We start from the raw sequence: 20333 nt of genomic DNA, 5'->3' as shown, positions 1-20333 counted from the left end.
CCCCGGATCGCTCCGGGGCCGTTTTTCGTTGGTGAGCCGGACCTCAGTTCGACACATGCCGCGCGTGGAAATCCCGCCGCCACGCCTCGAACCGTCCATGCGCGATCGCATCGCGCATCGCCGCCGTCAGGGCCTGATAGAAGGCGATGTTGTGCCAGCTCAGCAGGGTCTTGCCGAGGATCTCGTCCGCCCGGATCAGATGGTGCAGATAGGCCTTGGAATAGGCCGACGACGCCGGGCAGTCGATCGTCGGGTCCAGCGGCGTGCGGTCCTCTGCGAACTTCGCGTTCTTCAGGTTGATCGGCCCGTCCCAGGTCCAGGCCTGGCCGTGACGCCCCGCCCGCGTCGGCAGGACGCAGTCAAACATATCGACCCCGCGCCATACCGCCTCGACCAGGTCGACGGGCTTGCCCACACCCATCAGATAGCGGGGCCGGTCGGCGGGCAGCATATCGGGCGCATAGTCCAGCACCTCGCACATCGCCGCGTGCCCCTCCCCCACCGCCAGCCCGCCGATGGCATAGCCGTCGAAGCCGATCTCCCGGAGCCTGTCCGAAGACTCACGCCGCAGGTTTTCGAACGTAGATCCCTGCTGGATGCCGAACAACCCTTGCGTCTCTCGCGTGCCGAAAGCGGCCTTGGACCGCGCGCCCCAGCGGGCGGACAGCTCCATCGCGGCGCGAGCGCGCAGCTCCTCCGCCGGCCAGGCCACGCATTCGTCCAGCTGCATGGAGATGTCGGCCCCGATCCGGTCGGCCTGGATCTCGATCGAGCGTTCGGGCGACAGGACGTGCTTGGATCCGTCGATGTGGCTGGAGAAGGTCACCGCCTCCTCCTTCACCTTGGAAATCCCCGCCAGCGACATGACCTGGAACCCGCCCGAATCGGTCAGGATCGGCTTGTCCCACCCCATGAAGGCATGCAGCCCGCCCAGACGCTCCATCCGCTCCGGTCCCGGGCGCAGCATCAGGTGATAGGTGTTGCCCAGGATGATGTCGGCCCCCGTGGCCTTCACCTGATCCACGCTCATCGCCTTGACCGTCGCGGCCGTGCCCACGGGCATGAAGGCGGGGGTCCGGATATCGCCGCGTGCCGTCGTCAGCACGCCGGTCCGGGCGCGCCCTTCCGTCGCGGTCAGGATGAAGGGAAAAGGCACGCGGGCGGCTCCTGGAAAGGCGGTGCCTATAGGCCCGGGGCGGTGGCGTGGGAAGCACGAGCGATCCGGAGCGCCAACACAGGCGTAAAATCAATGACTTAAGCTAGACCCCGCCCGCCTTGACCTTCCGCCCCCTCGCCTATAGGTTCCGCGCCGAATTCAGACCCCTGTCGGGGCCCGCATATCCATGCGCGGCCGGGCGGGATCAGAAGCCAACAAAGTCCATGTCCATGCCACCGGAATCGCGCGAAGAGGCGATCAAACGCCTTACCGAAAGCGCATCCGCTCTGGAGGCGCGCAACGCTAGGGCGGTCTCGCATGAGGCCGCGGGGCAGGCGGCGGCCGGTCAGGCGTGGCGGATCATCGCCGACCTGTTCGGTGGCGTGTTCGTGGGCCTGGCTCTGGGCTTCATCGTGGACCGGTTCTTCGCGACCGCTCCGTGGGGTCTGATCGGCGGCGTCCTTCTGGGCTTCGCTGTCTCGGTTTGGATGGCCTGGTCGACGGCGCAACGCCTGATGGCCCAGGCGAAGGCAAGCGGAGTGGAGCCGAAGTCGGTTCCCTTCGATGACGACGACGACGACAAGTAAAGGCGCCCATGGCTGATCCGCTTCACCAGTTCCAGATCGTACCGCTCGTCGACTTCGGCACGGTGACCCTGCCCGTCATCGGCGAGCAGCAGATCGCGTTCACCAACTCGCACCTGGCCATGACCATCGCCTTTGGCCTGGTCGTCCTGTTCCTTCAGCTGGTCACCGCCGGTGCCAAGGTGGTCCCCAGCCGGACCCAGGCGGCGGGCGAGACCCTGTTCGGCATGATCGACGGCATCGTCGAATCGATCATCGGCCATGACGGGAAAAAGCTGTTCCCCTTCGTCTTCACCGTCTTCACCTTCATCCTGGCCATGAACTTCATCGGCCTGTTCCTGACGTTCACGGCCACGTCGCAGATCGCCGTCACCGCCACCTTCGGCGTGCTGACCATCCTGCTGGTCCTGATCATCGGGTTCGCCAAGCACGGCCTGGGCTTCTTCAAGCTGTTCGTCCCGTCGGGCGTGCCGTGGCCGGTGCTGCCCTTCGTGATCATCATCGAGTTCGTGTCGTTCCTGCTGCGACCCGTCACCCTGACGCTTCGTCTGTTCGGCAACATGATGGGCGGCCACGTCGCGCTGAAGGTGTTCGCCGGCTTCGTCGTCGTGGGCGTCGGTGGGGCCGTCGGCTTCCTGGGCATCCCGATCGCCCTGCTGTCGATGGGCATGACCGTCGGCCTGACCGCGCTGGAGTTCCTGGTGGCCTTCCTCCAGGCCTTCGTCTTCGCCGTTCTGACCTGCATCTACCTCAACGATGTGGTCAACCTGGGCCACGGGCACTAAAGCCCCTCCGCTCAGTCTCTCTCCAACCCAACCAACCTCAGACTAGGACTTAAGATTATGGACGCAGAAGCCGCCAAGCTCATCGGTGCAGGCCTCGCAATGACCGGCATGATCGGCGCCGGTATCGGCGTCGGCAACATCTTCGGCTCGTTCCTGACGGGTGCCCTGCGCAACCCCTCGGCCGCCGGCTCGCAGATCGGCAACCTGTTCGTGGGCGCCGCCCTCGCCGAAGCCCTGGGCATCCTGTCCTTCGTGCTCGGCATCCTGCTCTACTCGGCCTAAGCGCCGCATCCGATCAGGCGCGGCGCCGGTGATCCGGCCGCCGCGCCTTTTCGACTGACTTTCAGAACAGACGGACCATGGCCGCACACACTCCAGACCTCGTTCCCGCCGCTCCGAACGCAGCCGATTCGGCTCAGGTCGGCACGGTCGAGACGACCCACGCCTCGACCGAGGCCGCGCATGAGGGTGGCGGTGGCCTGCCGCAGTTCGAGTTCCAGCACTGGTTCGGTCAGATCGTCTATCTGATCTTCCTGTTCGCCATTCTCTACTGGCTGATCGCTAAGGTCTTCGCCCCGCGCATGCGCCGCGTGTTCGACGAGCGCGAGACCACGATCGCCACCGCCGTCTCCACCGCCCGTCAGGTCCAGGCCGAGGCCGCCGGCCAGGCCCAGGCCGCCAAGGCCGAGGTCGAAAAGGCCCGCGCCGACGCCCGCGCCGCCTCCATGGCCGCCAAGGCCCGCGTCACGGACGAGGCCAACCGCCGCGCGGCCGAGGAAGAGGCCGTCGTCAGCGCCCGTATCGCCGAGGCCGAGACCGCCATCGGCAAGACCCGCGACGCCGCCATGACCAACGTCGCCGCCATCGCCGCCGACACCGCCTCCGCCATCGTCGAACGCCTGACCGGTGTGGCCCCGACCGCTGCCGAAGCCTCCGCCGCCGTCAAGGGAGCCGCCTGACATGCCCGCCTTTCTGACCGGTGAGTTCTACAACCTGTCCGAGCCCGAGCTGTGGGTCGCCATCGGCCTGCTGATCTTCATCGGCATCTGCATCTTCGTCGGCGTGCCCAAGCTGGTCGGCGGCATGCTCGACGCCAAGGCCAACAAGATCCAGGCCGAGCTGGACGAAGCCCAGCGCCTGCGCGCCGAGGCCGAGGCCCTGCTGGCCCAGATCCGCGCCGAAAAGGCCGCCGCCGACGTCCAGGCGCGCGAGATGCTCGCCGCCGCCGAGGCCGACGCCCGCATCATGGAAGCCGAGGCCAAGGTCCGCCTCGAGGAAACCCTGGCCCGCCGTCAGGCCCTGGCCGAACGCCGCATCGCCGCCGCCGAAGCCCAGGCCAGTGCCGAGGTCAAAGCCGCCGCCGCCGATGTCGCAGCAGGGGCCGCCGAAACCATCCTCGCCGCCCGCCTCGCCGCCCAGAAGACCGACCCCCTCCTCGACGCCGCCATCGGCCAGATCGGGTCGCGCCTGAACTAGCTTACGAGGGGTCGTGCCGGTTTCGCACCAGTCGACCAAGCCACGAGATCCGTCGCCAGAAAGCGGACATGGCGAACGTCCGCTATGGGTGGTTAGCGGACACCCGATTATCTCACGCCAAGGCTGCTTCAGGACGTTCGTCAGTGACTTCGCAGCGGACGTTGTCCCCCTCGTCGGTGAGCATGATGGCCCTGCCCGTGGGTAGCGAAAAATCAAACGCGATGCGTCGGTCAGCCCGGTCGATTGAGACGCGCCCAACAGATGGGCCGGCGATACGATATCGCCTCGGGTAATCGTCGGAGTCCCCGATCATCTCGGCCCCTCCAGACCCCTCCGAACTATCGGCAAAGAGATAAAGCTCGCTGTCCACATCCCGATTGCTGTCCGACGGCAGCGCGAGTTCATCGCATGCCCCCAACGTCACGTCAGCCGTGAGGCGCGGGGCACACCCGGCCAGAAGCACACCAGATGCAATCACCACAGCGTTACGGGGTTGCCTTCTCATATTCACAGACTGAGGCGATCATCGAATGTCCGCAATGGGTCGAAAGCGGACATTGGCTTGCATGCCGTAAGCGGACCTGCGCGTCACTCATGGACGCATCAGCCAAATCGGCTGAGGCATCTTGTGCAAGCCTCCACAGATCAGCCCTACGTCCGTTTCTGACGTCCCCGCATGCCAGGCTCCCATCCATGAGCCAGCCCTACCGCAAACGCTCCCCCGAGACCTGGACCGCCGCCCGTGAGGCCTATCTGGGCGGACTCACCGCCGAGGAGGTCTGCGCCCGGTTCGACCTGGGGGAATCCGCGTTCCATAAGCGCGCGCGGGCGGAGGGCTGGCGGCGGGCGGATCAGGAGGATCCGGAGCCGGAAGACATCCCGGCGGATGGGGACCTGCCCGACATCGACGACGAGGCCCTGGCCGCCTTCGCCTTTCGCCGGATGAGCGTGGAGGCGCGGCGCGGCCGGCTGAGCCGCGCCCTGGCCTGGGGCCGTCTGCGCGACATGGCTCTGCGTCAGATCGCCGACCGGGCGCGGCTGGAGGCACGGGTCGCCCATGCCGCCTCGCGCCGATCGATCGACACCCTCAACGAGATCAACGCCACGGCCCGCACGATCGTCCAGTCGGCCCGCGTCGTCGGTGCTGTCGCGGACCGGACCGCCCACGCCGCCCCTGCCCGCAAAGTGCAGGAAGTACAGGAAGTCCACCCTGTTTCGAGCCTGTCCCGCGCCGACCGCCGCCGCCAGGTCGCCCAGGCGCGCAAGACCGGCCCGCCGTGAAGCGACCGGCCTCCCGCAGGCCCCTGCCCTACCCGAACCGCACCCCCAGCATCTGTTCCGTCACATCCCACAGCCGCGCCGCCGCGGCGGTATCGAGCGCCTGCGGCTCCGCCTTGGCCGGGCCGGGCGGCCCCTTCAGCTCGTTCAGCCGCGTGGCGCCGATATAGGCCCCGCCCCGAACGCCCGGCTCCGTCGCCGCCATCAGGATCGGCAGGGCCCCGGCCGCCGCCGAATGGCTGAACAGGGGTTCGATCAGGGGCCGGAAGATCAGGCCCATCACCGCCTGGGCGACGGGCTGGCCCGACACCGGGCCATTGCGGATCAGGTCGGTGCGGGCATAGCCGGGGTGGGCCACCACGCTGGTCAGACCCCAGCCGTTCGCCGCGCTGCGTCGGTCCAGTTCCAGCCCGAACATCAGCATGGCCAGCTTGGACTGGGCATAGACGGGCCAGCCCTTGTAGCCGTGCTCGAACTGCAGGTCGTCGAAATGGATCTGGCCCCGACGGTGGGCGATGGAGGACAGCTGTACCGTCCGCGCCCGCCCTGCCTTCAGCAAGGGCAGCAGCCGCGCCGTCAGGGCGAAATGGCCCAGATAGTTGGTGGCCAACTGGGTCTCGTAACCGTCGACCGTGACCTGGCGTTTGGGCAGAGACATGACGCCCGCGTTGTTGACCAGGATGTGGATCGGTCGACCGTCCCACACCATCCGCTCGGCAAAGGCGGTGACCGAAGCCTGGTCGGCCAGATCCAGAGGTTCGAACCGCACGCTGGCCCCCGCCACGGCCCGGCGAATGCGGCGCAGTGCCTCCTCGCCCTTGGCCGGGTTGCGCGCCGCGATGATTACCTCGCCACCCTTGCGGGCCAGCTCCAGCGCGGTCTCGAACCCCGTGCCGCCGGTCGAGCCGGTGACCAGCGCCAGTTTTCCGGTCTGGTCGGGAATGTTCGCAGTGGTCCAGTGCGTCATCGGGTCTATCCTGCGGGATCTGAGGTGAGGAGAGTGTTCGGGTTGCAATATCTGCACTCGATGCAAATATGCAAGACGTGCAAGACGTGCAAGACAAGATTTCAGGGCTGAGAGAACGCAAGCGTGCCGACACGCACGCGCGCGTCCACGCCGCCGCCATGGACCTGTTCGGCAAGAAGGGGTTCGAGGCGACCACACTGGACGACATCGCGACGGCGGCGGGCGTGTCGCGCCGCAGCCTGTTCCACTATTTCGCGTCCAAGGAGGACATCGTCCTGTCGACGAAGGCGGGTCTGGGCGACCTGATCGAGGCGGCCATCGCCCGCCGTCCGGCCGACGAGCCCCTGCTGACCATGGCCGAGAACGCCCTGACGGACATGGCGTCCGACTTCCAGGGACCCGGCCCCCGCGCCCTGGCCCGCCTGATCCACGACACCCCCGCGCTGCGGGCGGGCGACCATGCCAAGTATGAGGCACTCGAAGGCCGTCTGGCCCGCGCCATGGCCGAGCGAAAGGGGCTGGCCCCGGGCGACCTTCAGGCCCGCGTCGTCGCCACCACCGCGATCGGCGTCCTGCGCATGGCGACCGAGGCCTGGCTGGCCTGCGACGACGACCGTGGCCCCGAGGTGCACGGCAAGGCGGCGTTCCTGGCCCTGCGTCGCACCCTCGCCGACTGACCTATTCGGCCGCCATGTTGTGGCCTTCGGGGGCCGTCCAGCGCAGCTTGGGCGACCGCGCCGCGCGGGTCTCGTCCAGGCGACGCAGGGGCGCATGGAAGGGCGCGCCCTTGAACCGCTCGACCTCGCCCGCCTTGGCCGCCTGGGCCAGCAGACGCAGGGCGTTGATGAACCGGTCCAGCTCGGCCTTGGATTCCGTCTCGGTCGGCTCGATCAGCATGGCCCCGTGGACGACCAGCGGGAAATACATGGTCATCGGGTGGAAGCCCTCGTCGATCATCGCCTTGGCGAAGTCGAGCGTGGTGATGTCGGTGCCCTTCAACCACTCGTCGTCGAACAGGGCCTCGTGCATGCAGGGACCGTCGGGGAAGGCGGCGCTCATCACGTCCGACAGCCGCGCCTTGATGTAGTTGGCGTTCAGCACCGCGTCCTCGGCGACCTGACGCAAGCCGTCGGAGCCGTGGCTCATCATGTAGCTCAGCGCCCGGACGAACATCCCCATCTGGCCGTTGAAGGCACACATGCGGCCGAACGCCTGCGCCGCCTCGTCCTCGGCGCGCTCGATCAGCTTGAAGCCTTCGCCGTCATTCACGACCCACGGCGCTGGTGCGAACGGAGCGAGCGCTTCCGACAGCACCACCGGACCCGCGCCCGGACCACCGCCGCCGTGCGGCGTGGAGAAGGTCTTGTGCAGGTTGATGTGCATGGCGTCGACGCCCAGGTCGCCCGGCCGCACCCGCCCGACGATGGCGTTGAAGTTGGCCCCGTCGCAATAGAAATAGGCCCCGGCTTCGTGCGTCAGCCGCGCGATCTCGACGATGTCCCGCTCGAACAGGCCGCAGGTGTTGGGATTGGTCACCATGATCGCGGCCACGTCCGGCCCGAGCTTGGACCCCAGATCGGCCACGTCCACGCGGCCATCCTCGGTCTGAGCCACCTCGACCACCGTGTATCCGACGAAGGCCGCCGTCGCCGGGTTGGTCCCGTGTGCCGAGGTCGGCACCAGAACTTTGCGGCGCTGCGCATGCTGGCCCGATGCCTCATGCGCCGCACGGATGGCCATCAGGCCGCACAGCTCGCCGTGCGCCCCCGCCTTGGGCGACATCGCCACCGCCGGCATGCCGGTCAGGGTCTTCAGCCAGTGGGCCAGCGTATCCATCAGCTCCAGCGCGCCCTGCACGGTCGAGACCGGCTGCAGCGGGTGGATGTCCGAGAACCCGGGCAAGCGGGCCATCTTCTCGTTCAGGCGCGGATTGTGCTTCATCGTGCACGACCCCAGCGGATACAGGGCCAGGTCGATGGCATGGTTCTTCTGGCTCAGCCGCACATAATGGCGCATCGCCTCGGGCTCGGAGAGACCCGGCAGGCCGATGGGATCGCGCCTGACGAGGCTGCCCAGATCGCCGCCGTCCGACGCCGGCTCCGGCAGGTCGACGCCGGTCTTCAGCCAGCCATCGGTCTCGAAGATCAGCGCCTCGTCCTGCAACAGGCCCCGCCCCCCGGTCAGGGTCGGATGCTTGTAGTCATGCTCTGGCGAGGACGGCGACGGGGCAGTCGGGCGGCCGACGGTGTTCATCGTGCTCATCTTCAGGCTTCCAGAACTTTGGTCAGCGACTTGGCAAGGATCTGGATGTCGGCATCCAGGGTCGTTTCGGTGGCTGCGATCAGCAGGACGTCGTCCATGCCCGCGCCGGGGGCCAGACGGCTGAACGGCACGCCCGCCAGGATGCGGTGGTTGGCCAGGGCGTCCACCACCTCGGCGGCCAGTCTGGGCAGGCGGATGGCGAACTCGTTGAAGAAGCGCGGCGTCAGGATCTCGACCCCCGGCACGGCGGCCAGGGCGTCCCGCGTCGCCAGCGCCTTCTCGTGGTTCAGCAGGGCCATTTTCCGCAATCCCGTCTCGCCCAGCAAACTCATGTGGATGCTGAAGGCCAGGCAGCACAGGCCGGAGTTGGTGCAGATGTTCGACGTCGCCTTGTCGCGGCGGATATGCTGCTCGCGCGTCGACAGGGTCAGGACGAAGCCCCGCTCCCCATCCGCGTCCACCGTCTCGCCGCACAGACGCCCCGGCATCTGGCGGATCAGGCTCTGCTTGCAGGCGAACAGCCCGACGTAAGGCCCGCCATAGTTCAGGGCGTTGCCGATCGACTGGCCCTCGGCAGCGACGATGTCGGCCCCCATTTCGCCCGGTGACTTCAACAGGCCCATCGACACGGCCTCGGTCACCACGACGATCAGCAGGGCTCCTGCCGCCTTGGCCGCCTCCGCGATCTTCGTCACGTCGGTGGCGGTGCCGAACACGTTGGGCGTCTGGACGACGACGCAGGCCGTGTCCTTGTCGATCGCCTCGATCACGGCGGCTTCGGCGTCGATGGCGGCGGGCAGGCTGACGGTCTCGACGCCCACGGCGTGCACCACCGTCTCGGACGCCGCGACGTAGTGGGGATGCACCCCGCCACTGAAGACCGCCTTGTTCCGGCGCGTCACCCGCGTCGCCATCAAGACGCCCTCGGCCGTCGCGGTCGAGCCGTCATAGAGCGAGGCGTTGGCCACATCCATTCCGGTCAGGTTCGCGACCTGGGTCTGGAATTCATACAGATACTGCAGCGTCCCCTGAGCGATCTCGGGCTGGTAGGGTGTGTAGCTGGTCAGGAACTCGGACCGCTGGATGATGTGGTCCACCGTCGCCGGCACATGATGACGATAGGCCCCGGCCCCGCAGAAGAACGGCACGTCCCCCGCCGCCGTGTTCTTGCCCGCCAGGGTCTTCAGCGTCCGCTCGACCTCCAGCTCGCCCATCACGCGCGGCAGATCGACGAATCCATCCCGCCGCGCCGCCTGCGGCACGTCCACGAACAGGTCGTCGATCGAGTTCACGCCGATGGCGGCGAGCATCGCCGTGCGGTCGTCGGGGGTCAGGGGCAGGTAACGCATCGATCTTCGTTCCACTCCGTCATCCTCGGACTTGATCCGAGGATCGGATGTTGTGCGGGCTGTGCGTCGATCCCGTCGCACGAGCGGTTGAAGGTCCGGCCCTCGGGTCAAGCCCGAGGGTGACGTTAAAGCGTAGCCAAAAACGCGTCGTAGGCGGCGCGGTCCATCAGGCCGTCGACCTGGCTGGCATCCGACACCTTGATCTTGGCGAACCAGCCCTCGCCTTCGGGATCGGCGTTGACGGTCTCGGGGGCCGAGGCCAATGCGGCATTGCCCTCGACCACGTCACCGGACACGGGCGCATAGACGTCCGACGCCGCCTTCACGCTTTCGACGACGGCGAAGCTGTCGCCCTTGCCGAAGGTCTTGCCGGCTTCCGGCGTCTCGACGAACACCACGTCGCCCAGCTGATCGGCGGCGTGCTTGGTTATGCCGACGGTGGCGACATCGCCGTCCAGCCGAACCCACTCGTGATCCTTGGTGAAATGCATGGTGGTCTCTCAGACTTTCGGTTTGCGGAAATAGCGTTGGGCGACGAAGGGGGTGTCGATGACCTCGGCGGCGGCGGCCTTGCCCCGCACGATGACCTTCAGCGCGGTTCCCAGCGCGGCGTGCGACGGCGGGACGTAGCCCATGGCGATGTTGCGACCCAGCGTCGGCGACGGCCCGCCCGAGGTGACCACGCCGATGACGGTCCCTTCCGCGTCGGCGATCTCCGCGCCTTCGCGAGCCGGAGCGCCTTCCTTGACGCTCAGCCCCACACGAACCCGCGACGGCTCCTCGGCCAGTTCCTTCAGGATGCGCTCGGCTCCGTTGAAGTCGGCGGCCTCCTTGCGCGACTTCGACAGGGCAAAAGTCAGGGCACCCTCGACCGGAGACGTGGTCGCATCGATGTCATGCCCGTGCAGCGGCAGGCCGGCCTCCAGCCGCAGCGAATCCCGCGCGCCCAGCCCGATCGGCTTGACCCGCGCATCCTGCAGGATCGTGTTCCACACCCGCTCCGCATCGGCGACCGGCACGGAGATCTCATAGCCATCCTCGCCCGTATAGCCCGAGCGCGAGACGAAACAGTCCACCCCGAACAGCATCAGCCGCGCGCAGTCCATGAAGCCGAACTCGGCCAGCACCGGCTCGTGCGCCTCCATCACGGCGGCCGCTTCCGGCCCCTGGATGGCGATCAACGCCCGGTCGTCGAGCACGGTGAGCGTCGCGTCGCCCGACAGATGGGCGCGCCAGAAGGCGAAATCCTCATCCTTGTTGCCCGCGTTGACGACGATGTAGAGCCCGTCGTGATCGGGCTTGCCCGCCATCAGGTCGTCGATGATCCCGCCCTGCGCGTTCAGCAGCAGGCTGTATTTCTGACGCCCGGCCTTCAGGGCCGCATAGTCGCCCGGCACGAACCGCTCGAACTGCGAAATCGCATCCGCGCCCGTCAGCTTGGCCTGCCCCATGTGCGACACGTCGAACAGACCGGCGTGCTCGCGCGTCCAGCGATGCTCGGCCAGCACGCCTTCGTACTGCACCGGCATGTCATAGCCGCCAAAGCTTACCATGCGCGCGCCCAACGCCCGGTGCGCGGCGTTCAGGACAGTCGTCTTCAGCGTGGCGTCGGTCATGCGGATCAGACTCTCAGGGTCGCGTTCTGGGGCGGAAAGCTCCGCCGTCCTCGCGCCCCCGCTGTCCATGATGCCTGAGAGATTCCACACTGAACGCAGGTTCAGCGCTTGCTCCGTCGGCGCACCCCCGAAAGGGTGACTTTCCAGCGTCCGAGTGTTCTCGCGGTCCGTTTGCCTGAGCGTTTCCGGGGCGGTTGCGCCTTCGGCTCCGGATCCGTCCGATAGTGGGGAGGCTGGACGGCCCGATCTCTCCCGCGAGAGCCAGACGACCTAGGCCCCGACTCCCGCCTCAAGTCAAGCGGAGCGGGCGACCCACGCATCGACCTCGGCGATATGACGCGCCTTTTCGGCGTCATCCAGGAATGAACCGGCGAAGCTGTTCCTGGCCATCAGCGCCAGTTGCTCGCGGGTCAGGTCCACCGCCGACGCCAGCTGGCGATAGTTCTCGTTCACATAGCCGCCGAAATAGGCGGGGTCGTCGGAGTTCAGGGTCACTCGAATCCCCTGCCTCAGCATCTCGGGCACCGGATGGTCCTTCAGGTCGTCGACGACGCACAGCTTGTGGTTCGACAGCGGACAGACCGTCAGCGTCATCCCCTCGGCCACGATCCGCCGCACGAGAGCCGGGTCCTCCATCGAGCGGTTGCCGTGATCCATCCGGTCGATGTGCAAAAGGTCCAGCGCCTCCCAGACATACTCCGGCGGCCCCTCCTCCCCAGCATGGGCGCACAGCTTCAGGCCCATGGCGTGGGCAGCAGCGAACACGCGCTCGAACTTTGACGGCGGATGGCCGACCTCCGACGAATCCAGCCCCACTCCCACGAAATGATGCAGATAGGGCCTGGCCATATCCAGCGTGGCAAACGCCTCGTCCTCGGTCAGGTGCCGCAGGAAGCTCAGGATCAGCCCGGACGTCACCCCCAGCTCGGCCCTGGCCCGGTCCATTCCCGCGATCAGCCCCTCGACCACCACGCCGAACGGAACGCCGCGATCGGTGTGGGTCTGGGGATCGAAGAAGATCTCGGCATGGCGCACATTGTCCGCCGCCGCGCGCTGGAAATAGGCGAAGGCCAGGTCCTCGAAATCCTGCCGCGTCAGCAGGACGTTGGCCCCCGCGTAATAGATATCGAGAAAATCCTGCAGGTTCGAAAAGTCATACGCCGCCCGCACCGCCTCGACGCTGTCGAACGGGATCGCGACACCGTTCCGCTTCGCCAGAGCGAACATCAGCTCCGGCTCCAGCGAGCCTTCGATATGCAGATGCAGCTCCGCCTTGGGCAGGCCGTCGATGAAGGCGTTCAGGTCGGTCATGGTCGCTCCGTAAGCCTCAGAGCAGACTACATCCGCTCCGGCGCGTCGATCCCCAGCAGGCCCAGCGCGATCACCAACTGGTCCAGCGCCGCCTTCGACAGGGTCAGCCGTGACCCCACCGTCGCCCCATCCGCCGCCGCCAGCACCGGACAGGCCGCGTAGAATTTCGAGAACGCCTGCGCCAGCCGATAGGCGTGTTCGGCGATGACATGCGGGCTGCGCTTGTCATAGGCCTCGGAGACCGCCTGATCGAAGGCGTCCAGCGTCAAGGCCAGGTCGCGTTCGGCGGGTTCGGAGATCGCCACCAGCCCGGCCTTGGCCCCCTGCTCGCCCGCCCGGCGCAGCAGGGATTTGATGCGCACGACCTGGTACAGCAGATACGGCCCGGTCTTGCCCTCGAAGCTCATGAACCGGTCCAGGTCGAAGACGTAGCTGGTGGTCCGGCTGTTCGACAGGTCGGCGAACTTCAGCGCCGCGATGGCCACCTTGTGCGCCGTGTCCTCGAACGTCGCTTCGTCCAGGTCGGCCCCCAGCTCGGCCTCGCGCAGCCGGTCGCGCGCCTTGTCGGTCGCCTGGGTGATCAGGTCGTTCAGCTTCAGCACCCCGCCCGCGCGCGTCTTGAACGGCTTGCCGTCCGTGCCGTTCATGGTGCCGAAGCCCAGATGTTCCAGCGACCCGGGCTCGGCATAGCGGGCCAGATAGGCGGCGCGGAACACCTGTTCGAAATGCTCGGCCTGCCGCTCGTCGACGACATACAGGATCAGGTCGGGATCGATCCGGTTCTTGCGGTCCAGGATCGTGGCCAGGTCGGTCGTGCCGTACATGGCCGACCCTTCCGAACTGACGACCAGCAGCGGCGGCGGGCTGGGGGCTTCCACGACCGATCCGTCGGCCAGCTTCTTCTTGCGGGTCTCGCCCGGGCGGGCGACGTGCACCACCTGGGCTCCGTCGTCCTCGACCAGTAGGGCCTTGGTCTTCAGGTCCACGACCATGCCCGCGATCAGGGGATCGGCGTCGCTCTCTCCGTTCCACAGGTCGAAATCGACGGCCAGCGTTCCGTATTCCCGCACCAGCGCCTCGCGGCTGACCGCCACGAAATGCCGCCACAGCGCCAGATACCCCGGCCGACCGCCCTGCAGTTCGGCCGTCGCCTTGCGCGCCCGGTCCCGGAACGCGGTGTCTTCCTTGGCGCGTCCAGCGGCCAGCGGATACAGCCGGTCCAGATCGGCCAGGGTCACAGGGCTTTCGGCCGGGAAGGGTCCGTCGCCCTCGGCCATGAAGGCATCGGCCAGACCCTCGTCGCCACAGGCCACGATCAGCAGCCCCATCTGGAAGCCCCAGTCGCCGAAATGGGCGTCGCCGGTCACGGCATCCCCCCGGAACCGGAACAGCCGCTTCAGGCTCTCGCCGATGATGGCGCTGCGCAGATGTCCGACGTGCATCGGCTTGGCGACGTTCGGACCGCCGAAATCGATCACCACCTTGCGGGGTTCGCCGACCGGCGAGGCCCCGGCATGGTCCGCGTCCGACGCCACCTCGGCCGCGCGCGCCGACAGGGCCGCGTCCGCGACCTTCAGATTGATGAAGCCCGGGCCCGCGACCTCGATGGCCGACAGGCGCGTATCCCCGCTCAGACGTTCGGCCACACGCGTGGCCAGGTCCCGTGGATTGGCCTTCAGCGCCTTGGCGGCCGCCAGCGCGCCGTTCGACTGGAAGTCGGCCAGATCCGGGCGATCCGAAGTCACTACACGCGCCAGCGCTGCGTCCACGCCTTCGGCGGCGAAGGCGGCCGCGACCGCTTCGCCCAGTGCGGTTCGGAGATCGGTCATTGGGCCGGAGGCGCTGCCGTGGTCGTGCCGGCGTTGATGCGGAACCGGCTGCCCGAACGGTTGAACTCGGCCATTTCAGGCGTGACCTCGAAGCCGACCAGGATCTCGAAATTGCCGCCACTGGTGGTCGCCGAGGCGCGCGGGATGACGACGGACTGTTCCTCGGTCACCGAGGCGGTCGCGGATCCGTCGAAGTTTACCGGCAGGTCGAAATACTCCTTGGCCAGAACGGCCTCGTTGCGTTCCGTCACCGCGATCCAGTAGCGATAGGTGCGCTGGTCGCCCTGGGCCATCGGGCCGCGTCCCAGGTCGAACAGGATGTTCATCTGGACCTCGATCGGGTCGTCGTTGAAATAGCGGCAACCGGCCGTCACGCCCTGGATTTCTCCGGTATAGCCAACGGCGCTGGCGCTGGTGCGCCCCCCGTCCAGCTCGACATAGCGCGCGGCGTCATACAGCACCTTCACGAACGGGCACGGCCCGGCGTTGGGCCGCGAACGCAGCGGCGCGATGCGTGGTGCCCGCGCGCCTTCCTGGTCTTCCTGATCCTGTTGCTGACTCTGGCGGTCGCGCTGGCTCTGGCTGCTCTGGGCGGAGGCGGCGCCGGCGGAGGCGAATACCGCGAGGGCGGCGAGGGCGACGGTCGCGAGACGCATGTATCGAAAATCCGGAAATCTGAACCGCTGGCGGGGAACCCGGTCAGGCTTCCTGCCTGATAGCGGCTAAAGCGAGGCGTCGCAAACCGTGACCGCCGCGCAGTGGCGATCAGGCCGCATAAGGACTAGGTTCAGGGCATGGACGCCGTTGCCCCCTCGCCCTTCGCTCCCCCGCCCGTGGCCGCGCGCCCCCTGACGGTGCGCATGGCCACGCCGCGCGGTTTCTGCGCGGGGGTGGATCGGGCCATCCAGATCGTCGAGCGCGCGATCGAGAAGTTCGGCGCGCCCGTCTATGTCCGCCACGAGATCGTCCACAACAAGCATGTCGTCGACCGGCTGAAGGGTCTGGGCGCGGTCTTCGTCAAGGAACTGGACGACTGCCCCGACGACCGACCCGTCGTCTTCTCGGCCCACGGCGTCCCCAAGTCGGTGCCCGCCACGGCCCGGGCGCGCGAGCTTCTGTTCCTGGACGCCACCTGTCCCCTGGTGTCCAAGGTCCATGTCGAGGCCGAACGGCACCATGCCCAGGGCAAGCACATCATCCTGATCGGCCACGCCGGCCACCCCGAGGTCGTCGGCACCCTGGGTCAGTTGCCCGAGGGCGCGATCAGCCTGGTCGAGACGGTCGAGGACGCGCGCGCGTTCCAGCGGCCGGGCAATCAGCCCCTGGCCTATGCGACCCAGACGACCCTGTCGTTGGACGACACGTCAGAAATCGTGGGGGTGCTCAAGAGCCGCTTCCCCGAACTGCCCGACCCGCACAAGGAAGACATCTGCTACGCCACCACCAACCGGCAGGAGGCGGTCAAGCAGCTGGCCGACGGATCCGACCTGGTGCTGGTGGTGGGCTCCAAGAACTCGTCCAACTCCGTGCGTCTTGTCGAGGTGGCCCAGCGGGCCGGGGCCCGCGACGCGCGGCTGATCGACGATGCCAGCCAGATCGACTGGGCCTGGTTCGAGGGCGTGAACACGGTCGGCGTCACCGCCGGCGCCTCCGCGCCGGAACCGCTGGTTCAGGCTGTGGTCGCGGCTCTGCAGGCACGCTTTCACGTCTCCCTGGCCGACGACCCAGGCGAGCCGGAAACCGTCACCTTCAAACTCCCCCGCGCCCTGACGGCCTGAGCGGCGTCAGGCGAACTCCACCAGCACGTCGTCGGCCGCCACCGGGTCGCCGGCCTTGGCCCCGACCGCCTTCACCACCCCGTCGCGCTCGGCCTTCAGGATGTTCTGCATCTTCATGGCCTCGATGACGGCGACGGTTTCTCCGGCCTTGACCTCCTGGCCCACCTCCACGGCGATGGAGACGACCAGGCCCGGCATCGGGGACTGGATCAGCTTGGAGGTATCCGCCGCCTGCTTCTCGGGAAGGCGGGCGAACAGCTCGGCCATGCGGGGCGTCAGGACGCGGACGCGGGCCGTCACCGGCCCGGTGCGGATGCGGAAGCCATCGGCGATCCGCGCGACCTCGGCCGTATACGGATCGTCGTCCAGCACGCCCCGGAACTGCGCCAGACCCGGATGCCAGTCGATGTCCGACAGGTGCAGGGCGCGATCCTCGCCCGCCAAGTCCAGCGTCAGCGCCTCCTCGTCGTCATAGCCGAGGGTGACGCCGTGGGCGGCCCGGTCGATCAGGACGATCCAGTCGGTGCGGTCCGACGGATCGCCGGACTGTTCGGTGATGATCTCGTTCATCGCCGCGGCCGTCGCGATCTGGATGTCGGTGCGGCGGCGGTCGGGGTCGGCCCCTTTGAAGCCGTCGGGGAACTCGTCCTTGATATAGCTGGTCGACAGGGCGCCACTGCGGAACCGGTCCTGGTCCATGACGGCCGCCAGGAAGGGCACATTGTGGCCGACGCCCTGCAGGTGCGTGTCCTCCAGCGCCCGCTTCATGCCGTCGATGGCGGCGATGCGCGTGGGGGCCCAGGTGTTCAGCTTGGCGATCATGGGATCGTAGAACATGCTGATCTCGTCGCCCTCGCGGACGCCGGAATCGTTCCGGACCAAATAGCCGTCCTGCTGGCCCTCCTCGGGCTGGTCATAGCGGACCAGACGGCCGATCGAGGGCAGGAAGCCGCGATAGGGGTCCTCGGCATAGATGCGGCTCTCGATGGCCCAGCCGTCGATCTTCAGGTCGTCCTGACCGAAGGCCATCTTCTCTCCAGCAGCCGAACGGATCATCTGTTCGACCAGATCGACGCCGGTGATCAGTTCGGTCACCGGGTGTTCGACCTGCAGCCGGGTGTTCATCTCCAGGAAGAAGAAACTGCGGTCCTGACCGGCCACGAACTCCACCGTCCCGGCCGAGTCGTAGTTCACCGCCCGCGCCAGGGCGACGGCCTGTTCGGACATGGCCTTGCGGGTCGCATCGTCCAGCAGCGGCGACGGGGCCTCCTCGATGACCTTCTGGTTCCGCCGCTGGATCGAGCATTCGCGGTCGAACAGGCTGACGATATTGCCGTGCTTGTCGCCCAGCACCTGGATCTCGATGTGGCGCGGGTCGATGATGAACTTTTCCAGGAAGACCCGGTCGTCGCCGAACGCGGTCAGCGCCTCGGCCTTCACGGCCGAGAATCCCTCGGCCATGTCGGCGTCGGAATGGGCGACGCGGATGCCCTTGCCCCCGCCCCCGGCCGAGGCCTTGATCATGACCGGATAGCCGATCTCATTGGCGATCTGGATGGCGTGTTCGTCGCTTTCGATCAGGCCCATATAGCCAGGCACGGTCGAGACACCCGCCTGGGCCGCGAACTTCTTGGAGGTGATCTTGTCGCCCATGGCCTCGATGGCGTGGGGGTTCGGCCCGATGAAGGCGATGCCCTCGGCCTCCAGCCTGCGCGCGAAGACCGGGTTTTCCGACAGGAAGCCGAAGCCCGGATGCACGGCCTCGGCGCCGCTCCGACGCACCGCCTCGACGATCTTGTCCTGCACCAGATAGCTCTCGGACGCCGCCGACGGCCCGATATGGATCGCCTCGTCCGCCATCTCGACCGCCATCGAGCCCGCGTCGGCATCGGAGTGCACGACCACGGTCGCGATGCCCATGCGCCGCGCCGTCTTGATGATCCGAACGGCGATCTCGCCCCGGTTCGCGATGAGGATTTTGGAGAACATCAGGCGTCCTTCAGGCTGAAAGCCTCCAGCCACTCGGCCAGGCTTTCGGAGTCAGTGTCGAGTGTAGCGATAAAGGCGGGCAGGAGCGCCAGAACGGCCTCGCGGTCGGCGTCGGACCAGTTCTGGAAGCGCGACGCCTCCAGCTTCTGGCGAACCACACCACCATCGGTCATCCAGCCGTAGCCATGCGGATTGCGCGCGGAGCGGCGCAGAAATTCCGGTAGCAAACGAGAGAAGATCTTGTCCGACTTGATGGTCGTCGTTGCGCGAAAGAGAATGATGTCGACGTCCTCGTCGGACCAGTCCTCAGGACACGCAGCATCCATTCGGATCAGCCGTGCGCTGTCTTCGGACCGGGCGCACGGGATCGCCGCCGGATCGATTTCGCCGACCGCTCCCATCACAGCGGAATATTATCGTGCTTCTTCCAGGGATTGGTCTGCACCTTCCCCTTCAGCGTCCGTAGCGCCCGGATCAGCCGCCGACGCGTGCCGTGGGGCATGATGACGTCGTCGATATAGCCCAGGCCCGCCGCCACGAAGGGGTTGGCGAACCGCTCCTTGTATTCGGCCTCGCGCGCCGCCAGGGCCGCCGGGTCGCCGGCTTCCTTGCGGAAGATGATCTCGACCGCGCCCTTGGCGCCCATGACCGCGATCTCGGCCGAGGGCCAGGCATAGTTGACGTCGCCGCGCAGATGTTTGGAGCTCATCACGTCATAGGCACCGCCATAGGCCTTCCTCGTGATCACCGTCAGCTTGGGCACAGTGGCCTCGGCATAGGCGAACAGCAGCTTGGCGCCGTGCTTGATCAGGGCCCCGTATTCCTGGCGCGTGCCCGGCATGAAGCCGGGCACGTCGACGAAGGTCACCAGCGGGATCGAGAAGGCATCGCAGAACCGCACGAACCGCGCGGCCTTGCGTGACGAATCGATGTCCAGCACCCCCGCCAGCACCTGGGGCTGGTTGGCGACGATGCCGATCGACTGGCCGTCCAGCCGCCCGAAGCCACAGACGATGTTCTTGGCGAAATCCGCCCCGATCTCGAAGAACTCGGCCTCGTCGACCGTCTTCAGGATCAGCTCCTTGATGTCATAGGGTTGGTTCGGATTGGCGGGGACCAGGGTGTCCAGCGAGGCCTCGTCGCGGTCGGGGTCGTCGTAGCTCTCGCGGACCGGCGGCTTCTCGCGGTTCGACAGGGGCAGGAAGCCGATCAGGCGGCGGACCTCCGACAGGGCCTCCAGATCGTTCTCGAAGGCGCCGTCGGCGACGCCGGACTTGCCCGCATGAACCCGCGCCCCGCCCAGGTCCTCGTGGCTGACGACCTCGTTGGTCACGGTGCGAACCACATCAGGGCCCGTCACGTACATGTAGGACGTGTCCTTCACCATGAAGATGAAGTCGGTGATGGCGGGCGAATAGACGTCGCCGCCCGCGCACGGCCCCATGATGACGCTGATCTGCGGGATCACGCCGCTGGCCAGGGTGTTCTGGAGGAAGATGTCGGCGTATCCGGCCAGGCTCTCGACCCCCTCCTGGATGCGCGCCCCGCCCGCGTCGAACAGGCCGATGATCGGCGCGCCATTGGTCAGGGCCATGGTCTGCAGCTTGACGATCTTGGCCGCGTGCGCGCCCGACAGCGACCCGCCGAACACGGTGAAATCCTTGGAGAAGACATAGACCAGCCTCCCGCCGATCGTGCCGCGCCCGGTGACCACGCCGTCGCCCGGCACCCGCTGATGCTCCATGCCGAACTGGTGCGAGCGATGCTCGACGAACATGTCCGTTTCTTCGAAGCTGTCTTCGTCCAGCAGGACCTCGATGCGCTCGCGGGCCGTCAGCTTGCCCTTGGCGTGTTGCGCGGCGATGCGCGCGGGCCCGCCGCCCTGACGCGCGGCCTCACGGCGGGCTTCCAGCTGTTCCACGATCGCTTTCATCTCGGTCCTCTCGTCATGGG

Annotated in this window: 20 protein-coding genes and 2 riboswitches; of the genes, 8 read left to right on the top strand and 12 right to left on the bottom strand. The window is 67.4% G+C overall.

From position 1 onward, the window contains the following. Nucleotides 1-43: 43 nt before the first annotated feature. A complete protein-coding gene (gene tgt, locus AC1DW4_RS02585) occupies nucleotides 44-1156 on the bottom strand; it encodes a tRNA guanosine(34) transglycosylase Tgt (RefSeq protein ID WP_477015673.1) in 1113 nt (370 codons plus the stop codon). 224 nt (nucleotides 1157-1380) lie between these two features. On the opposite strand from tgt, the gene AC1DW4_RS02580 reads away from it, so the two are divergent. The 6 genes from AC1DW4_RS02580 (at nucleotide 1381) to AC1DW4_RS02555 (ending at nucleotide 5282) form a co-directional block, all read left to right on the top strand. Then, on the top strand, nucleotides 1381-1743 hold the full coding sequence (locus tag AC1DW4_RS02580) for an AtpZ/AtpI family protein (protein ID WP_477015672.1): 363 nt from the start codon (nucleotides 1381-1383) through the stop codon (nucleotides 1741-1743). An 8-nt stretch (nucleotides 1744-1751) separates the two neighbouring features. Then, nucleotides 1752-2525: a F0F1 ATP synthase subunit A gene (locus AC1DW4_RS02575; RefSeq protein ID WP_477015671.1), complete on the top strand. Its 774-nt coding sequence runs from the start codon at nucleotides 1752-1754 to the stop codon at nucleotides 2523-2525. A 57-nt stretch (nucleotides 2526-2582) separates the two neighbouring features. Continuing rightward, the gene (locus tag AC1DW4_RS02570; protein ID WP_477015670.1) at nucleotides 2583-2807 is read left to right on the top strand and encodes a F0F1 ATP synthase subunit C; all 225 of its coding nucleotides are present in this window, start codon (nucleotides 2583-2585) and stop codon (nucleotides 2805-2807) included. Between the two features lie 77 nt (nucleotides 2808-2884). Further along, nucleotides 2885-3484 carry a F0F1 ATP synthase subunit B family protein gene (locus AC1DW4_RS02565; RefSeq protein WP_477015669.1) on the top strand — a complete coding sequence of 200 codons (600 nt, stop codon included), beginning with the start codon at nucleotides 2885-2887 and terminating at the stop codon, nucleotides 3482-3484. A 1-nt stretch (nucleotide 3485) separates the two neighbouring features. Next, on the top strand, nucleotides 3486-4001 hold the full coding sequence (locus AC1DW4_RS02560) for a F0F1 ATP synthase subunit B (protein ID WP_477015668.1): 516 nt from the start codon (nucleotides 3486-3488) through the stop codon (nucleotides 3999-4001). Between the two features lie 693 nt (nucleotides 4002-4694). Then, nucleotides 4695-5282 (top strand): hypothetical protein, encoded by a 588-nt coding sequence (locus AC1DW4_RS02555; protein WP_477015667.1) that lies wholly within the window; start codon nucleotides 4695-4697, stop codon nucleotides 5280-5282. A 28-nt stretch (nucleotides 5283-5310) separates the two neighbouring features. On the opposite strand, the gene AC1DW4_RS02550 is transcribed toward AC1DW4_RS02555, so the two are convergent. Next, nucleotides 5311-6246, bottom strand: a complete 936-nt coding sequence (locus AC1DW4_RS02550; RefSeq protein WP_477015666.1) for an SDR family oxidoreductase — start codon at nucleotides 6244-6246, stop codon at nucleotides 5311-5313. A 68-nt stretch (nucleotides 6247-6314) separates the two neighbouring features. Here AC1DW4_RS02550 and AC1DW4_RS02545 point away from each other — a divergent pair, with 68 nt between their 5' ends. Then, nucleotides 6315-6923 carry a TetR/AcrR family transcriptional regulator gene (locus tag AC1DW4_RS02545; protein WP_477015665.1) on the top strand — a complete coding sequence of 203 codons (609 nt, stop codon included), beginning with the start codon at nucleotides 6315-6317 and terminating at the stop codon, nucleotides 6921-6923. A 1-nt stretch (nucleotide 6924) separates the two neighbouring features. On the opposite strand, the gene gcvPB is transcribed toward AC1DW4_RS02545, so the two are convergent. The 7 genes from gcvPB to AC1DW4_RS02510 all read right to left on the bottom strand — a co-directional run bounded on the left by gcvPB (nucleotide 6925) and on the right by AC1DW4_RS02510 (nucleotide 15269). After that, entirely contained in the window at nucleotides 6925-8508 is a 1584-nt protein-coding gene (gcvPB, locus tag AC1DW4_RS02540; RefSeq protein WP_477015664.1) for an aminomethyl-transferring glycine dehydrogenase subunit GcvPB, read from the bottom strand. Nucleotides 8509-8510: 2 nt separating this feature from the next. Continuing rightward, the gene (gene gcvPA / locus AC1DW4_RS02535; protein WP_477015663.1) at nucleotides 8511-9857 is read right to left on the bottom strand and encodes an aminomethyl-transferring glycine dehydrogenase subunit GcvPA; all 1347 of its coding nucleotides are present in this window, start codon (nucleotides 9855-9857) and stop codon (nucleotides 8511-8513) included. Between the two features lie 125 nt (nucleotides 9858-9982). Then, nucleotides 9983-10348: a glycine cleavage system protein GcvH gene (gcvH, locus tag AC1DW4_RS02530; RefSeq protein ID WP_477015662.1), complete on the bottom strand. Its 366-nt coding sequence runs from the start codon at nucleotides 10346-10348 to the stop codon at nucleotides 9983-9985. A 9-nt stretch (nucleotides 10349-10357) separates the two neighbouring features. After that, entirely contained in the window at nucleotides 10358-11473 is a 1116-nt protein-coding gene (gene gcvT / locus AC1DW4_RS02525; RefSeq protein WP_477015661.1) for a glycine cleavage system aminomethyltransferase GcvT, read from the bottom strand. A 59-nt stretch (nucleotides 11474-11532) separates the two neighbouring features. Further along, nucleotides 11533-11622, bottom strand: a riboswitch (glycine riboswitch). A gap of 4 nt (nucleotides 11623-11626) precedes the next feature. Further along, nucleotides 11627-11738, bottom strand: a riboswitch (glycine riboswitch). Between the two features lie 29 nt (nucleotides 11739-11767). After that, on the bottom strand, nucleotides 11768-12784 hold the full coding sequence (locus tag AC1DW4_RS02520; RefSeq protein WP_477015660.1) for an adenosine deaminase: 1017 nt from the start codon (nucleotides 12782-12784) through the stop codon (nucleotides 11768-11770). 26 nt (nucleotides 12785-12810) lie between these two features. Beyond that, nucleotides 12811-14613, bottom strand: coding sequence for an arginine--tRNA ligase (gene argS, locus AC1DW4_RS02515; RefSeq protein ID WP_477015659.1), 1803 nt, complete (start codon nucleotides 14611-14613; stop codon nucleotides 12811-12813). Further along, on the bottom strand, nucleotides 14610-15269 hold the full coding sequence (locus tag AC1DW4_RS02510; RefSeq protein ID WP_477015658.1) for a Tat pathway signal sequence domain protein: 660 nt from the start codon (nucleotides 15267-15269) through the stop codon (nucleotides 14610-14612). The genes argS and AC1DW4_RS02510 overlap by 4 nt, the downstream gene beginning before the upstream one ends. Nucleotides 15270-15407: 138 nt before the next feature. Between AC1DW4_RS02510 and ispH the strand changes: the two genes are divergently transcribed. Then, nucleotides 15408-16391: a 4-hydroxy-3-methylbut-2-enyl diphosphate reductase gene (ispH, locus tag AC1DW4_RS02505; RefSeq protein WP_477015657.1), complete on the top strand. Its 984-nt coding sequence runs from the start codon at nucleotides 15408-15410 to the stop codon at nucleotides 16389-16391. Nucleotides 16392-16397: 6 nt separating this feature from the next. Here the strand turns inward: ispH and AC1DW4_RS02500 are convergent, their stop codons facing one another. The 3 genes from AC1DW4_RS02500 to AC1DW4_RS02490 are packed head-to-tail and all read right to left on the bottom strand — an operon-like array spanning nucleotide 16398 to nucleotide 20313. After that, the gene (locus AC1DW4_RS02500; RefSeq protein ID WP_477015656.1) at nucleotides 16398-18380 is read right to left on the bottom strand and encodes an ATP-binding protein; all 1983 of its coding nucleotides are present in this window, start codon (nucleotides 18378-18380) and stop codon (nucleotides 16398-16400) included. Then, nucleotides 18380-18781, bottom strand: coding sequence for a hypothetical protein (locus AC1DW4_RS02495; protein WP_477015655.1), 402 nt, complete (start codon nucleotides 18779-18781; stop codon nucleotides 18380-18382). Before AC1DW4_RS02495 ends, AC1DW4_RS02500 begins: the two co-directional genes overlap by 1 nt. Next, the gene (locus AC1DW4_RS02490; RefSeq protein ID WP_477015654.1) at nucleotides 18781-20313 is read right to left on the bottom strand and encodes an acyl-CoA carboxylase subunit beta; all 1533 of its coding nucleotides are present in this window, start codon (nucleotides 20311-20313) and stop codon (nucleotides 18781-18783) included. The genes AC1DW4_RS02495 and AC1DW4_RS02490 overlap by 1 nt, the downstream gene beginning before the upstream one ends. Between the last annotated feature and the right edge of the window lie 20 nt (nucleotides 20314-20333).

Source organism: Brevundimonas sp. P2_A6 (genome assembly GCF_056404975.1).
Note: the sequence above shows the minus strand (reverse complement) of the source record. Positions and strands in the feature narration are given on the sequence as shown.

Bases quoted from the DNA above. Each gene is read 5' to 3' on its own strand.
- AC1DW4_RS02565 (WP_477015669.1), top strand. From the start codon at position 2,885: ATGGCCGCACACACTCCAGACCTCGTTCCCGCCGCTCCGAACGCAGCC.
- ispH (WP_477015657.1), top strand. From the start codon at position 15,408: ATGGACGCCGTTGCCCCCTCGCCCTTCGCTCCCCCGCCCGTGGCCGCG.
- AC1DW4_RS02520 (WP_477015660.1), bottom strand. From the start codon at position 12,784: ATGACCGACCTGAACGCCTTCATCGACGGCCTGCCCAAGGCGGAGCTG.
- AC1DW4_RS02560 (WP_477015668.1), top strand. From the start codon at position 3,486: ATGCCCGCCTTTCTGACCGGTGAGTTCTACAACCTGTCCGAGCCCGAG.
- AC1DW4_RS02550 (WP_477015666.1), bottom strand. From the start codon at position 6,246: ATGACGCACTGGACCACTGCGAACATTCCCGACCAGACCGGAAAACTG.
- gcvT (WP_477015661.1), bottom strand. From the start codon at position 11,473: ATGACCGACGCCACGCTGAAGACGACTGTCCTGAACGCCGCGCACCGG.
- AC1DW4_RS02580 (WP_477015672.1), top strand. From the start codon at position 1,381: ATGTCCATGCCACCGGAATCGCGCGAAGAGGCGATCAAACGCCTTACC.
- AC1DW4_RS02575 (WP_477015671.1), top strand. From the start codon at position 1,752: ATGGCTGATCCGCTTCACCAGTTCCAGATCGTACCGCTCGTCGACTTC.
- AC1DW4_RS02500 (WP_477015656.1), bottom strand. From the start codon at position 18,380: ATGTTCTCCAAAATCCTCATCGCGAACCGGGGCGAGATCGCCGTTCGG.
- AC1DW4_RS02545 (WP_477015665.1), top strand. From the start codon at position 6,315: ATGCAAGACGTGCAAGACGTGCAAGACAAGATTTCAGGGCTGAGAGAA.
- AC1DW4_RS02490 (WP_477015654.1), bottom strand. From the start codon at position 20,313: ATGAAAGCGATCGTGGAACAGCTGGAAGCCCGCCGTGAGGCCGCGCGT.
- gcvPA (WP_477015663.1), bottom strand. From the start codon at position 9,857: ATGCGTTACCTGCCCCTGACCCCCGACGACCGCACGGCGATGCTCGCC.
- AC1DW4_RS02570 (WP_477015670.1), top strand. From the start codon at position 2,583: ATGGACGCAGAAGCCGCCAAGCTCATCGGTGCAGGCCTCGCAATGACC.
- argS (WP_477015659.1), bottom strand. From the start codon at position 14,613: ATGACCGATCTCCGAACCGCACTGGGCGAAGCGGTCGCGGCCGCCTTC.
- AC1DW4_RS02555 (WP_477015667.1), top strand. From the start codon at position 4,695: ATGAGCCAGCCCTACCGCAAACGCTCCCCCGAGACCTGGACCGCCGCC.
- gcvH (WP_477015662.1), bottom strand. From the start codon at position 10,348: ATGCATTTCACCAAGGATCACGAGTGGGTTCGGCTGGACGGCGATGTC.
- gcvPB (WP_477015664.1), bottom strand. From the start codon at position 8,508: ATGAGCACGATGAACACCGTCGGCCGCCCGACTGCCCCGTCGCCGTCC.
- AC1DW4_RS02495 (WP_477015655.1), bottom strand. From the start codon at position 18,781: ATGGGAGCGGTCGGCGAAATCGATCCGGCGGCGATCCCGTGCGCCCGG.
- AC1DW4_RS02510 (WP_477015658.1), bottom strand. From the start codon at position 15,269: ATGCGTCTCGCGACCGTCGCCCTCGCCGCCCTCGCGGTATTCGCCTCC.